Raw genomic sequence first — 14,765 nt, 5'->3', positions numbered from 1 at the left:
AAGGTATCCATTGAGGATACCTTTTTATTTTATACTTCTTTAACTACAGAGCTTCTTCTTCCCTTTACCATTCCTTTTATAGCTAAAGTCATCACTGCTACTGATTGTGTAACCAATACAATAACTAATAATGAAATAATATTTCTCTCTAAACTAACTCCTCCAAATATTATTGTATAATAGCCATTCGCTGCATATGTTGCAGGAAATAATTCACTGATTGTTTGATATGTTTTAGAAAGCATTTCATGTGGCACAGTTACAACCATTTGTGTTAATGAAAGAAATGCGAAAAAGACTATTGTCAATAATCCTCTTTTCCTTCTTTTTGCATTGAACCAAAACTCATCATAAATATAAACACAAACATCAAATATGTTCTCCACGTCAAAGAAGGTATATGCCCTGACCAAAGATAGCTAACTAAATAATTAATTCCCATAATACAAGACGATATTACTAAACTAATACTTATTAGTTTTACATATTTGAGCATATCTTTTCTCCTTGTTTTTTATTTTTCTACTTCTTCAAATTGCAGATTCACCGGCTCTTCTAAAAGTGTTTCATAAAAGTTCTCTGCCAAATCTGTTGAAGGAATTTTTTCATCTACTTCATCAAATCGAATACTATCTAGCCACACACAACCTTCTCCTGATAATAAAACACCAAATGCAATACCAAGTGCTTCTTCTTTTATATCTAATACAACCGAGTACGATTGCCAGTTATTCGTATTTTTAATGGGGCGATTTTGCATATTATCCATAGCGAGCGGTTCTGTATCTTTTCCATCTACTCGCATCCACAATCCTGCCCAATCTCTTACATTTTCACTCTTAACAAATGCTGTAAAACGTAATCTCTTCCCTACATATTTATCCGCTCTGAACATTTGCATTAATGTTGAAAATCCTCCGTGCGTAACATTCTCTTTTGCTTTTATGTATGCAGATACTTTTCCTTGATGGACAACTTCATAATCTAAACCCATCTCATATTCAGCAGGATGACTCCCACTTAAGATCCATCCTTTCGGTATACCTTTTTGCATTGAAACACCCTCTCTTTCTATATAAAATGACTGAAAGTACTTTCGATATTTCTTTGGTGGCAATTGAAACATTCTTTTAAAAGCTCTCGTAAATGCCTCTTGTGAGGAAAAACCGTATTGCAGTGCAATATCAATAACAGCTCTCTCCGTTGACACTAAAACTTGCGCAGCATGAGTTAACCTTCTCTTTCGAATATAATCCGTTACACTCATCCCAACATATCTTTGAAAGATGCGATGAAAATGGTACATCGATACGGCACTGTGAGATGCCACTCTTTCTGTTGTAAGCTCCTCATGTAAGTGATTCTCTATATATTCAATTGATTTTTTTATTATCTCTTTATATTCTTCATGCATTTTAGCCCCTCCCTCACAATTTCAATTTACCATATACATACAAATCGTTTTTGATTTAAATTGCGGATTAGCCCTCGTGACTGCAGGATAATAATTTATTTTCAACACATACATAATTACATGTTTTTGGGAAAAACTTGTATAGAACGAATTTACATAAGGAGGAATTTATAATGAGAATTCTACTATCAGTTTTATTAGCTCTTATGCTAGTACCTGCATTAACAGGATGTAAAGCTCCTGCCAAAGAAGACACAACTTCTAATAAAAAGACGACTGAAGAAGCAAAAAATGAGGCTCCTGCAGATTTAAAACTAAACTTCAATGAATTCGATTTAAAGGCAGACTATCAAGATACAAAGAAGGACTACGAAGCAGACTATAAAAATGTAGCAGCTGACAAGAAAATGGAAGCAAAAATTGAAGATCATAAAGCAGATGTAAAATTAACAGGAGACGAGGCTATCACAAAATTAAGCCCACTTCTACAAGAATTAAAATTTGATAAAGATACTGCTGACCAAGAAGTAATCGATCAAGTAGTGAACGTATTCAAACTTGATAAAGACTATCAAAAATTTGATTTAGAAGTTGTCTTCTCTGATGGAACGAAAAAAGAATATAAAAGAGAAATAAAATAAAGAAGTAGGCGGTTGCCTACTTCTTTATTTTTTAATTTTTGCGTATCTTAATTCTGGACTAGAACCAATAATGAATTGGACACCGGATACTGATGATTTTTGTAAATAGGAAGCACTTGGGAAAATAATTGGGATTAATGGTGAATCTGTAAACATAATATCTTCCGCTTTATGCAATAATTCAAAACGCTTATCCTCGTTTTGTTCAACTTTTGCTTCTTTTATTAAAGCGTCAAATTCTTTATTATGCCATTTTGCATAGTTATTTGGACCATCACCCGCATATAAATCTAGTTTAGTAATTGGATCTAATAAAGAGCCGCCCCATCCCATATAAGCTAATTGGAAATCACTTTGCTTGTATGTGTCGATGTAACTCTTCCACTCTTTATTTTCTAATTTAATATCTACGCCAAGATTTTTCTTAAACATTTCTTGCATTGCTTCTGCTACTTTTTTATGTTGTGTATCTGTAGTGAATTTTAATGTTACTTCAGGTAATGTAGACCAGCCTTGTTCTTTCATGCCTTCTTCTAATAACTTTTTCGCTTCCGCTGGATCAAATTTAACGTAATCACCTTTTTCTTTACGGAAATCACGGCCACTTTGTGTTTTTGCTCCTTCTGGAACGAATGCATATGCTTCTTGCGCATTATTTTTATACAATTTTTCAACGATAAATTTACGATCAACCGCTAATGAAAATGCTTTACGTACCTTCGCATTTGTAAACGGCTCTTTTTCTACGTTAAACGAATAAATATAAGAAGAGAACCCTGCAACACGCTTATATTCTTTATTTCCTTTTTCTTTTTCGATCATCTCTTGTGGTAAACCACTTAGTAAATCTAATTCTTTGGATTTAAATAATTGATACGCTGTTTTAGAGTCTGGAATAATACGAAACTCAATTTCTTTTAGAGTTACCTTTTTATCATAGAATTCTTTATTTTTTTGTACTGTAATAGCTTGGTTATGCTTCCACTCTTTTAACGTGAATGGCCCATTCGTAATTAACTCTTTTGGATCTGTTTTTAATTTATTATTATCATCAATCGACTTTTTAGCTAATGGAATAAATAGCGAGCTTGCTAGTTTTTGTTTAATAGAAGCAACTGGGTGTTCAAGGGTTACCTTTAATGTTTGAGGATCAACAACTTGAATACCAACTTGTCCCTCTTCACCTTTTCCAGTATTATACGCCTCTGCCCCTTTAATAAAATACATTTCTGTCGCATTCATAGAACCCGTTTTCGGATTTAATAATCGCTTCCATGCAAATTCAAAATCATTTGCTGTAATAGGAGAACCATCTGACCATTTAATATCTTTCTTCAAATGGATTGTATATTCAGTTCCATCAGCATTTACTTCTTCTTTCTCCGCTAATTCATTTTGATATTTCCCATTATTATCTTGCGTATATAAACTTGAAAACAACTGTCCAATTATATAACCTGACGTGCTATCTGTTGCAATAGCAGAATCAAGTGTATATGGATCACTACTAATATTCGTTACTAATCGATCTCCTTCTCCCTTACCAGCACTCGCCTTTTGCGTCTCTTTCTTACCGCAAGCGACAGAAGTAATCGCTAAAACAGTCATAATGACAAACAGTAAAAACTTCTTCATCCTACATTCTCCTTTAACCTGAAATTTTTGGTGTTGATGCTAATAATGTTTTTGTATAAGAATGTTGTGGATTACGGAATACTTCGTCCGTATTTCCAAATTCAACAAGTTCTCCTTTGTATAAGACAGCTACTTTTTCACATAAATAGTGAACCATCGGTAAATCGTGAGCGATGAATAAATATGTATAACCTTGTTCTTTTTGGATTTTTTGCAGCAGATGTACAATTTGAATTTGCAATGAAACGTCTAATGCTGAAATTGGTTCATCAAGAATCAATACTTCCGGCTCACACAATAACGCTCTTGCAATAGCGATACGTTGACGTTGTCCTCCGCTAAATTCATGCGGATATCGATCAATATATCTTCTATCTAATCCAACACGCTCTAGCGCATCACCCGCTACTTTATCCTTTAATCCTTTATCACCTAAACCGAATGAAATATAACCTTCCGTTACGCTATCGCGTACTTTCCAGCGCGGATTTAATGCTGCTGTGGAATCTTGAAAAATGAACTGTACTTTCTGTAAAAAATCTCGCCTATGAGCTGATTTCAGCTTGTGAACGACTTGACCGTTATAATCAATTTCACCAGACGTTGGGCTCTCAATCCCAGCTATAAGCTTTCCAAGTGTTGTTTTTCCTGAACCACTTTCACCAATAATGCCAAGTGTTGTTCCTTTCGGGATAGAAAGTGATATATCTTTTAACGCTGTGATTTCTTTACTTCTACTTCCATATGTTTTTGTTACTTGCTTTACAGTAATTAAATCTGTCGTCATGAGGCATTCACCTTCTCTTTTGATTTCGCTTTATTATGCTCCAGAACATGCTGCCAGCAATGTGAACTATGCTCCTTAGAATACGTTGTTCTCTCTGGGAAACGATGAATACATTCTTTTATCGCTACTGGACAACGATTTACAAAAGGACAACCAAAGCTATTTAATGTTTCAATGGAAGGTGTCGTTCCTTCTATTGCACGTAATACCTTTTCGGAATCATCCATATTCGGAATTGCTTGTAATAAGCTTTTTGTGTATGGATGTTTAGGGGAACCTATCACTTCCTCTATCGTTCCTTTTTCAACAACACGTCCTCCATACATCACAACTACTCGATCCGCTACTTCACGTACAAGTGCTAAATCGTGCGTAATTAGTAAAATACTCGTATTTTGCTTTTCCTTTCTTTCCTTTAATAACTCCATAATTTGCTTTTGAATTGTTACATCTAATGCTGTCGTAGGTTCATCCGCAATAACGAGTTTGGGGTGGCAGGCAAATGCGATTGCTAAACAAATACGTTGCCTCATGCCTCCGCTTAATTGATGTGGGTACTGTTCAAAGCGTTTCTCTGCTTCATGTATCCCTAAATCATTTAATAAGTTAATCGCAATTTCTTTTGCTTCTTTTTTCGATTTCTTTTCGTGTTGCAAAATCACCTCTGTAATTTGCCTTCCTACCTTCATCGTCGGATTTAAAGATGAAAGTGGGTCTTGAAAGATAAACGAAATATCTTTCCCTCGAATTTGATTCCATTCTGATTCTTGTAGATTCGTTAATTCCTTTGATTCAAAAGATATATTTCCATCATCAATATGAATTGATTCTTGATTTAAGCCGATAATAGATTGTGCTGTAACACTTTTCCCTGAACCACTTTCTCCTACAAGTGCAACTATTTCACCTTCGCTAATAGAAAAGGAAACATGCTTCACAATTGCTTGGTTACTATTCTCTTTTTCAACGGCTAACGTTACGTTTTCTAAAGATAAGAGCTGTCCCATGTTTTTTCTCCTTTCGATTCCGTTTTACGATTTTTGGATCAATTGCATCTTGTAAACCATCACCAATCGCATTAAATGCGAACATAATGAGCGCAATCATGATTGCTGGGAAGAATAGCTGCCACCATTCTCCACTCAATAATGTCCCAAGTGCATCATTCGTCATCGTCCCCCAGCTTGCTGCCGGTGATTGCACTCCTAGTCCGATAAAGCTTAAAAATGATTCTGAGAAAATAGCTGCGGGAATTGTAAATGATAAATTTACGATAATAATGCCCGTTAAGTTCGGAATTAAATGCCCGTATATAATTTTCATATGGGATGTACCTAATCGCTCCGCTGCAATAACAAACTCTCTTTGTTTTAAAGATAAGACTTGCGCCCTAACGAGACGTGCCATACCAATCCATCCTGTTAATGCAAGGGCGATGATAATGGTAAAAAGACCTGGTTTCATAACAATTAATAGTAAAATAACAATTAATAAATACGGGATACCGTATAACACTTCGATTCCTCGTATAATCCACTCATCAATTAATGTCCCAAGGCGATTGCGCCCTCTCACATATCCACTAAATCCTCCGATTAGCACACCAAGTCCTATATCAAGAGCAGCTGCCACTAATCCAACTGTTAATGAAATTTTCCCGCCAGCCCAAGTACGTGCCCATATATCTCTTCCCAAATCATCTGTTCCGAACCAATGCTCACTACTAGGCGGTAAATTTGTTGCCTCTTTTACTTGTTCACTCGCAGTAAATGAAGTTAAACTTTCGCCAATAAGCGAGAAAACAATAATTAGCAATAACGTCACTGTTCCTAAAACTGCGATTGGATTCGATATAAACTTATGAAACACTTCTTTCTTTCTGCTAATCGTTTGCTGATTTTTATTTATCGTTAATTCTTTTTTCTCTTCTTTCGTTAATAACTGTTCATTAATTTCATAAGCTCCCATTTTAATATCCCCCCTCCTTATGTAATAGAACGAATACGCGGATCAACAATACGATGAATAATATCTGTAATGAAAATACAAGCAATTAATAATGCACTATAAAAAATCGTTGTTCCCATAATCACCGGATAGTCTCGGTTAAAAATACTATCTACAAAATATTTTCCTAGGCCAGGAATTGAAAAGATTTTTTCAATAACGAAAGTCCCTGTTAAAAGTCCAGCCATTAACGGTCCCACAAATGTAAGTACTGGAACAATCGCATTTCGAAGAGCATGTCTTATAATAATCTTCTTAATTGGTATGCCTTTTGCTCTTGCTAGCTTAATATAATCACTCTGCAGTACTTCGATCATATTAGAACGAACAAACCTTGTAATAACTGCGATTGGCCCTAACGCTAATGCAAAGGATGGCAATACTGTATGTTCGAATGTTCCCCAAGAGGCTACTGGTAAAAGCTCAAATTGGATAGCGAATACTTGTATAAATAGTGGTGCTAAAATAAAGCTCGGAATAGAAATACCGAGGATGGCAAGTAAACTTACACCGTAATCAATTACCTTCCCATGATAGAGAGCCGCAAATGTCCCTGCCGCAATTCCTACCAACAATGAAATAACAAGTGCTTGTAGACCAATAATTGCTGATGGACCAAAGCCAGTTGTTATAATTTCTGATACACCTTGCCCAGTTGATTGAACAGATTCGCCAAAATCAAAATGAACTACACCGTCTAAATAAGCAACATATTGATTCCATAACGGTTCATCAAGGTGATACTTCGCTCTCATGTTTTGGATCACTTCTTCAGGAAAAATTTTTGCATCTGATGAAAATGGATCCCCCGGAATAATATGCATAATTAGAAATGTCACCGTCGTAATAACCCATAGTGTGAACACCATAACCGATAATTTTTTAATTACATACACTTTAATAACCCCCTAAACACATGAATTTACTTTGTTTTATGAATGTACTTTTTCCATTACTCCCTTTTCTCTTTTTAGAATACAAAAAGCCTTGATCTTAAAAAATAAGATCAAGGCTTAATAAACAAAGGCCCATCACTTATCTTTCAAGACTTGCTTGCTGGAATTAGCACGGTGTTCCTACTACAGAACCCGCTGCTGAGGTGTCATAGGGCCAGTCCCTCTACCTCTCTGGATAAGTAAATTGCTATATTATTATTTGGTTCAAATTGTATATTTCGAATTATAATTCTGAAAAAACGAAAAGTCAATCAAATTGGGTATATTTAGAAAAATCAGTTTTTAATAAATTTATTTATCTATATTCTTATAATAAAAAAAGATATGAAAGGAGTTATAAGATGAACCCCTTACTTCTAGCTACTATAGGATTGCCCTTAACAATCGTTATACTTGTCATCATCGGCTTCTATAAACTCTTTATTAAAAAGAAACGTATTACTTCTTTTTATACTCGTTTCGATAATATTACCGGGCAAACTATTTCCGAATTTCACGAAGAACAGAAGGTATTAGTATCCGAGGATGAAGACGGAGATGGTAAGAAGAAAAAATAACCTTGCACAGGCAAGGTTATTTTTTCGTTTCTGCTTGAAAACGTTTATAGTATGTCGATGCTGTTGCAAAGTTAATTTCTATATCACGAATCAACGATGAATCTTCTTCTTTCGCTAACTTCTGTAATTTTTTCATCGCTTGTTCTGATTCATTCAAGAAACCAACATATACCTCATGTTCTTGCTCTTTCGACTTCGGAACACGAATTTCTTTACGTATATTATCAATATCTTCTAACATGTTTGTCGTTACCTTTTGCACATTTTCTTTATATGTATCCTTCGTTATTTCCTTACCGCCCTTTTCCTTTGCCACTTCAAATAGCTGCAGTGCGTTATTAATTTCTTTATTCATTTTCATATCGTATTTTTCATGTACTGCACGGTATTCTTTCATCTCTTCTGTTTGCTCAGTGGATTGCTCTACCTTTTCTTTCGGTTCTTTCGTATCTTTATTTCCATTACATCCTGCTAGAAGGATCATACTTCCCATTACAGCAATACCCAAAACCTTCTTCATCTCTTCTTCTCCTTTTATCTACAGCTACTACTCATTATAGTTTCTTTTATCTCCACTTGTTATTATACCGAGAACATCCTACTTTTTACACTTAAGACGACATCGTAATATATATACCAACATGTTTGTCACAGTATCGTCACTTTATACAAATAACTTTTGCACTGCTTTACTACATCACCTTACAAAACTGTATGAGGTATTTCAAAGAAATGAAAAAAGAACTGATTCAAACATTCCCTTTGAATCAGTTCTTTTTTGTTAAGCCTCTAAATTTTGTTTTTGCTGCAGTTCAAACTGCTTCTCACTTCTTCTGGCCATAAATAGATAACATAACACTGCTCCTACTTCACAAAGCGCAATAACAACACCCATCGGTAATGCTGTATTACTTCCACCGATACCTACTAGCGGTGCAACAAGCGCTCCTGAAATGAACTGTAATAAGCCTAATAAAGCTGATGCTGTTCCTGCAGCTTGTTTTTGATTTCTCATCGCTAATGAGAACCCAGTTGTTGAGACAACCCCAACACTTGATACGACAAGGAATAACGAGCATAAAACACCAATTAACCCTATCCCTAGTAAGATTGTCAGTAATAAAGATAAACCACCAACAGCTGCAATAATGATACCAGAGACAAATAATGTCTTCTCATTCACTTTCCCCGCTAAACGACCCGTTACTTGACTAGCAATAATAATACCGATGCCGTTAATCGCAAAGAATAAACTAAACTGCTGTGGTGATGCTCCGTATATGTTCTGCAACACAAATGGTGAGCCCGAAATGTATGCAAACATTGCCGCTGTTACTAATCCTTGTGACAATGCATATCCCATAAACAGACGGTCCTTTAACAATTTTCCGTACGTCGCCAAAGTCCCTGACAAACCACCTGTTTCTCTTTCTTCAGGAGGTAATGTTTCACGTAATACAAAAATAGCTGAGATTAACATGAATACGCTAATTGCTCCAAGAACGATGAAAACACCGCGCCACGTTGTAAACTGTAATAATTGCCCCCCAATAATCGGTGCCAAAATAGGTGCTGCTCCGTTTACTAACATAAGCAGTGAGAAAAACTTCGTCATTTCAGAACCTGAATACATATCACGTACCATCGCACGTGATATAACAATCCCGGCTGATCCTGAAGCTCCTTGTAGGAAGCGCAATAACACTAATGTCCAAATAGATGGCGCAACAGCACAAAGTAAAGAAGAAGCAACATAAATAATAAGAGCAATAATAAGAGGTTTGCGTCTTCCGTAAATATCACTAATTGAGCCAACAAATAATTGTCCTACTGACAGCCCAAGCAAACAAGCTGTTAATGTAAGCTGCGCGAGGGATGCACCTGTTTGCAAGTCATCCGTTAACTTCGGTAATGAAGGCAAATACATATCAATAGATAATGGCCCAATCGCCGTAAGTGTTCCTAATACAAGAATCATCCATAACCTGTTTGCCTTTACAGGTTTATATATTTCGTGATTAACTTCATTCACTTTTTCAATTCACCCTTTCCTATACAAACTGAATCGTAACAATTATAGTTACATCATAAACATACGTCAAGTACAGCGCATTTTCCTCTTTCATAATGTAAAAAAAGCGATAGAAATTCTATCGCTTTACTTTTTCACATTGCTATTCGTAAATTTAGATACTGAGGACATCATCTCTCCCGTATCTAAATATGTAATTTGAATTGGGTCTCCTACTTCTGTAAACATAGCATATGGGAATTTCTTCACCGGTATCATAAATACCTTTTGTTCATTCTCTAAAAGTACGTACACGATTGTATTTTCACCTGATTTTTCTTTATATACACGTTGTACAATACCTTCTTTTTGCGCTTCTTTTCCTGTTGAGGTTGGTCTAAATGTATCACCATTACCGCTCATTACGTTTTTATAATTCTCAAGCGCTTCTTTCTGCGAAGAACCTGTCGCAAATATTTTTGCATTAGCAGCATATACAACTGTATGTGCACGTACTAGGCCTCCATCATCAACAACCGGAATAATCCAAGCTGGTTTACCGTATACGTTATAAATGACAGGCATTGTCCCATGCCATTTCTCTCTCTTAAAGGAATTATCCACTACTTCTGTAGCTGCTGAACCATCCATAATCCCCTTTACTTCTTTTCCATTATAGTAATATAGCTTGCCTGTACGTGCATCTACTAATGAATAGCCTAGGGCTGAATCTACTCCTTCTTTTGGAGAAGTAAAGTCTGTAAAATAATACAGTGTTCCATCTTTACCAAAGATCGGGGTCACCCCTTCTTTCGTTCCCCACTCAGTCGGAATTTTCATATCTGTTTGCGAGAATTTCGTATTCCAAAATCCGTGAATATATTTACCAAAGTACGTATTTAACGTAGATGCAGTCTCATGATTTAATACACCATCAACAAATTTAGGTGCCTTTCCTTTATCATATCTTTTCACTTCACCTGTTTGTGCATCTACTACGACAACACCTTCTACCTCAAATCCAGATCTTCCTGAAATAAATTCACCATACGTCATTGTATAATATGGTTTTCCTTTATCATCAACCTCAAATTTAGGTTTTCCTTTAAAGATTAAATTTGGTTCTGCTTGCCTTACCACACGCTCTAAATTATTACCAAAAAACATGCTTGGCACATATTTCATTTTATAACCGAGGTGCAGTTTCGCTTCCGCATCAGGATTCGTACCTGACATCGTTACATACCCTGGAATTGTCTCAGCTTTACGCGCTTTAAAAAATCCTGAAACTTCAATCGGCGCTACATATAAAGCCTCGCCGTTTACCATTTGTGGCGTTAATTCTCCTAGCTCAAAATAAGCTACTTTTGGAATATCACCAAATACTTTTTTCATCTTATTCTCCGCTGTCTTTGGCGGCACTGTAAACGGCTGGTCATTTTCAGTAAATGGCTCTGAAATATCTTTCTCTACCTTAACAACAGAATCATATTTCTTTTGCGAGATTACTATATCGTGCAAATAACCAAAGTAGCCGTAACTTGCGAGTAAAATAAACATTAGAAGTCCTTTTAATGTACCTTCTAATTTCCCTATTTGATCTTGTGAAAATAAAACAAGCCCAATTAAAATTGCTACTGCAACAGAATAATGAGTAAGAATCGAGTCTACTCGATCATCAATTAGCCAAAAGTATTCATAGATTGCAATACCTATCCAAAATAAAACAGGAATAACTAAAATAGATGATTTCTTACCCTTTACAACCTTCTTATCTCCCTTCTTATCCACTGCTCGAAGCTTACTACTACTTCTTGTCCATGGAATCAAAAACAAAGTAAGAATAGCTAAAACTACAAATTTCATCAAAGGCACTGTCCCCTTTTCTTTTGTATTCCCTTTTAGTATAACAAATAAAGGGTATTAAGGTGAAAATAGGAATAGTTATATTTTTTTACTACTTAATACAATCCCGCTCACTACATATAGAATAGATGCAATATAAAAAATTGTACCAATCGTAAAGAAATCTACTAAATATCCCGTGGCAATAACCGCTACTGCTCCGCCAATGGATGTCCACACATGGTATTTTCCAATCTCATAACCAGCCTTTTCCTGCGCAACCTTTCGTGCTAATGAAGTCTTCTCAGTATTACGCTGCACAGCACCTAAAACTCCCATTACAATTTGAAGAATATACACATGCCATACTTCCGTGGCAATCGGAAAGCAAAGCATTAAGATTGCCATGGACCAAGCGTATATGATTAATAATTTTTTATCACCTACTTGATCAGATACCTTTCCCACTAGTGGATATACAAGCGCTGATGTTAAAGCAAATAAGCCATACGCCCAGCCAAATTGCGAGAAGCTATTTCCAACGTTTCGAAGTAATAATATATAAAAAGGAAATACCATACTTCCTGCCATCATGATAATACTTTGCGAAGCCACAAATCTTCTATATGTCATTTCGTATACTCCCTATAAAATAAATTAACAAATCGCTCTTCTGAATCTACTTCCTTCTTTTTCTTGAGAAATTCTTCAATACGAGGATATGCCCTCTTTAACTGCTCTTTCGTTGGATAAGAATAGTACGGCAAATAGTAACTACCGTTATGCTTTAAAGTAACATCAATCATCTTCCGAATGACATCCTCTGTTCTCTTTATCTCACTCTCTGAGCGTCCCTGGTTAATCAAAAGAACCAGCGCAAACATATCATCTTTCGCATAGGACAAAACTGCATTTTCATTCTTTTCCACGTAACGAATCGTAATGTTGAGTAAATTAAACTCTTCTTCATTTAATACGTTACGTAAATCATCTATATACTCTGTGAAAGCATCTATAGGCACAAAGTATTCTTGTAACACTTCGGTCCTATTTGGATTTTCATATTCCATAAAAGCACTATCTGATCTCATAACATTATTACGCGTCTCATACTTTCCATCTGTACGTTCAAAATAACCTCTTTGTATATCCCAAAATGTATTCTTTCCCCAATCACTATAACGTGATAACCCAAGTAAAAATTTTGGTGCAGCTATAATATTTTCTTCCTTTAATTCACTGTACTCTTCTCTCATATTTTGATTTTGTGCCAAAGTATAATCCGTCACATACATCTCTTTTAAAAATGAATTTGGAGCAACAGAAATACGTGCTAAGTGCATACGAACATTCTCATCTCTTTTCACTTTCTCTTTGAAATAAGATGCGTATTCTTTATAATCTATCATTCTCGTGTGCATTTCATATAATTCATCATCTGTTAACTTCAGCGTCACATCTAAAATAACCCCAAATAAACCGTAACCCCCAATGACATATGGAAATAACTCTGCATTTTCTTCTCTACTTACATTACGTACCGTGCCATCTGCCATTAACAATCTAAATGAATCTACTGTATCAATCAGTGCCTCATGACGAATATCACGCCCGTGTACATTTACACTTAATGAACCGCCAACAGTAAAAATATTTTGAGACTGCATGACCTGTACCGCAAGGCCATAAGGATTTATTTTCTTCTGAATATCATTCCAGGTGACACCACTTTGAACTGTAATCCGCTTCTTCTCTGGATCAAATTCTAATATTTTATTATATCCTTTCATATCGAGCATCGTGCCATTCGGATAATATGTCTGTCCTCCTTGGCTATGTTGCATGCCTGCAATGGAAATTTTCTCTCCTGAAACTTTTGCATCTCGCACTAATTTTATTAACGAGTGCTCTTCCGTAGCACTTTCAACACGTTTTATTTTCGTCGGAAGCAATTTACCTACATCACTCATAATAGGATGATCAATTTGTTTTTTATACGTATGTACAGACGTTGCAAGCAAAACCATATATGCGACAATGACCACTGCTATCTTTCTTTTTTTCAAAGGACACTCTCCTTATTAGCAACAAAAAGAGATACCCGTTCTTTCAGGTACCTCTCTTGACAGTGATTACTTTGCTGCTGGCAATTGTATTGGATCAAATTTATCATACGATGTAAACTTTGCATCCGTAATAATGTGCGCTTTATCCTCACCATTGCTACTCATAACCATATCTATCTTTGCTGATTCATATTTAAAATCTTTTGTAATAATATATTCCCCATCTATTTCTTCTATCTTTGCATTTTGGCCTTGTAGCATTTGTTTCTGCTTTTCATCCATACTAGCTAACATACTCTCTGTCTCTTGCCCTTTTAATGCAAACTTCAGCTTATAATTATCTCCACTTTTCTCCATCTTCACTTTATTTAAAATTTCCGATGGAATCTCTAAATTATCTACCATTCCTTGAGTCGCGTTCATTCCGTTAGCATTTAATTGTTCCTCTGGTACAGACATAACTTCACCCGTATTAGGATTTTTCAACTGACCAGCAATTTTGCCACCCACATCATAAACAACAACCTCTGTACCAGAAACATTCATTTCAGAACGAGAATTTTTTTTCTTCGGCTCTAGTTGCATTTTGGCCTTTATTACATTCATCTCTGTTCCTTCAGCCTTTATTCCCACATCATATGTCATCGTTACATTTTCTTCGTTTTTAAAAGCTTCATTCGCTTTATTAAAAACATCCTTCGCTGTTAATTCCTTTTCTTTCTGCACAGCTTCTTTTTTCGGTTCATCAGTCTTTTTTGTTTTCTCATTACTACACCCTACTCCTAGACCGACTGCAAGTACTAAACTTGAAATTAAAATAAATTTTTTCATAACGTCCCCTCCTTC

At 35.6% G+C, this 14,765-nt stretch carries 16 protein-coding genes and 1 riboswitch; of the genes, 2 read left to right on the top strand and 14 right to left on the bottom strand.

Annotated features, from left to right (window positions below):
* Positions 1-29: 29 nt before the first annotated feature.
* From DN399_RS01105 to DN399_RS01095, 3 genes are read right to left on the bottom strand one after another with little or no spacing between them, the layout of a single operon-like run.
* Positions 30-308, bottom strand: coding sequence for a hypothetical protein (locus DN399_RS01105; RefSeq protein ID WP_000156944.1), 279 nt, complete (start codon positions 306-308; stop codon positions 30-32).
* A complete protein-coding gene (locus DN399_RS01100; protein WP_000922547.1) occupies positions 305-496 on the bottom strand; it encodes a hypothetical protein in 192 nt (63 codons plus the stop codon). The genes DN399_RS01105 and DN399_RS01100 overlap by 4 nt, the downstream gene beginning before the upstream one ends.
* 18 nt (positions 497-514) lie before the next feature.
* Positions 515-1,414 (bottom strand): helix-turn-helix transcriptional regulator, encoded by a 900-nt coding sequence (locus DN399_RS01095; protein ID WP_016124192.1) that lies wholly within the window; start codon positions 1,412-1,414, stop codon positions 515-517.
* A gap of 173 nt (positions 1,415-1,587) precedes the next feature.
* Between DN399_RS01095 and DN399_RS01090 the strand changes: the two genes are divergently transcribed.
* Positions 1,588-2,055: a YusW family protein gene (locus DN399_RS01090; RefSeq protein WP_001221551.1), complete on the top strand. Its 468-nt coding sequence runs from the start codon at positions 1,588-1,590 to the stop codon at positions 2,053-2,055.
* Between the two features lie 24 nt (positions 2,056-2,079).
* On the opposite strand, the gene DN399_RS01085 is transcribed toward DN399_RS01090, so the two are convergent.
* The 5 genes from DN399_RS01085 to DN399_RS01065 are packed head-to-tail and all read right to left on the bottom strand — an operon-like array spanning position 2,080 to position 7,380.
* Complete coding sequence (locus DN399_RS01085) at positions 2,080-3,690, bottom strand: peptide ABC transporter substrate-binding protein (protein WP_016124191.1); 1,611 nt, start codon at positions 3,688-3,690, stop codon at positions 2,080-2,082.
* A gap of 13 nt (positions 3,691-3,703) precedes the next feature.
* On the bottom strand, positions 3,704-4,477 hold the full coding sequence (locus DN399_RS01080) for an ABC transporter ATP-binding protein (protein ID WP_016124190.1): 774 nt from the start codon (positions 4,475-4,477) through the stop codon (positions 3,704-3,706).
* The gene (locus tag DN399_RS01075) at positions 4,474-5,484 is read right to left on the bottom strand and encodes an ABC transporter ATP-binding protein (protein ID WP_000531264.1); all 1,011 of its coding nucleotides are present in this window, start codon (positions 5,482-5,484) and stop codon (positions 4,474-4,476) included. Before DN399_RS01075 ends, DN399_RS01080 begins: the two co-directional genes overlap by 4 nt.
* On the bottom strand, positions 5,441-6,445 hold the full coding sequence (locus DN399_RS01070) for an ABC transporter permease (RefSeq protein ID WP_149149283.1): 1,005 nt from the start codon (positions 6,443-6,445) through the stop codon (positions 5,441-5,443). The genes DN399_RS01075 and DN399_RS01070 overlap by 44 nt, the downstream gene beginning before the upstream one ends.
* A gap of 17 nt (positions 6,446-6,462) precedes the next feature.
* The gene (locus DN399_RS01065; RefSeq protein ID WP_149149282.1) at positions 6,463-7,380 is read right to left on the bottom strand and encodes an ABC transporter permease; all 918 of its coding nucleotides are present in this window, start codon (positions 7,378-7,380) and stop codon (positions 6,463-6,465) included.
* Between the two features lie 136 nt (positions 7,381-7,516).
* Positions 7,517-7,622, bottom strand: a riboswitch (SAM riboswitch).
* Between the two features lie 159 nt (positions 7,623-7,781).
* Between DN399_RS01065 and DN399_RS01060 the strand changes: the two genes are divergently transcribed.
* Positions 7,782-7,997, top strand: coding sequence for a DUF3951 domain-containing protein (locus DN399_RS01060; protein ID WP_149149281.1), 216 nt, complete (start codon positions 7,782-7,784; stop codon positions 7,995-7,997).
* A gap of 16 nt (positions 7,998-8,013) precedes the next feature.
* On the opposite strand, the gene DN399_RS01055 is transcribed toward DN399_RS01060, so the two are convergent.
* From DN399_RS01055 to DN399_RS01030, 6 genes are all read right to left on the bottom strand, one after another.
* Positions 8,014-8,517 (bottom strand): hypothetical protein, encoded by a 504-nt coding sequence (locus DN399_RS01055; protein WP_086412285.1) that lies wholly within the window; start codon positions 8,515-8,517, stop codon positions 8,014-8,016.
* Positions 8,518-8,778: 261 nt separating this feature from the next.
* On the bottom strand, positions 8,779-10,038 hold the full coding sequence (locus tag DN399_RS01050) for a multidrug effflux MFS transporter (RefSeq protein WP_226800197.1): 1,260 nt from the start codon (positions 10,036-10,038) through the stop codon (positions 8,779-8,781).
* Positions 10,039-10,155: 117 nt separating this feature from the next.
* Positions 10,156-11,874, bottom strand: a complete 1,719-nt coding sequence (locus DN399_RS01045; protein ID WP_000674047.1) for a DUF3981 domain-containing protein — start codon at positions 11,872-11,874, stop codon at positions 10,156-10,158.
* 78 nt (positions 11,875-11,952) lie between these two features.
* Complete coding sequence (locus DN399_RS01040; RefSeq protein ID WP_000222367.1) at positions 11,953-12,486, bottom strand: MFS transporter; 534 nt, start codon at positions 12,484-12,486, stop codon at positions 11,953-11,955.
* Positions 12,483-13,919 carry an FAD-binding oxidoreductase gene (locus DN399_RS01035; protein ID WP_049106464.1) on the bottom strand — a complete coding sequence of 479 codons (1,437 nt, stop codon included), beginning with the start codon at positions 13,917-13,919 and terminating at the stop codon, positions 12,483-12,485. The genes DN399_RS01040 and DN399_RS01035 overlap by 4 nt, the downstream gene beginning before the upstream one ends.
* Before the next feature lie 66 nt (positions 13,920-13,985).
* Positions 13,986-14,750, bottom strand: a complete 765-nt coding sequence (locus DN399_RS01030; RefSeq protein WP_000713522.1) for a DUF6612 family protein — start codon at positions 14,748-14,750, stop codon at positions 13,986-13,988.
* Positions 14,751-14,765 lie beyond the last annotated feature (15 nt).

It is taken from the genome of Bacillus sp. AR4-2 (assembly GCF_008274865.1).
Taxonomy (GTDB): domain Bacteria; phylum Bacillota; class Bacilli; order Bacillales; family Bacillaceae_G; genus Bacillus_A; species Bacillus_A cereus.
The sequence above is the reverse complement of the archived record's forward strand: the minus strand, read 5'-3'. Positions and strand labels throughout refer to the sequence as shown.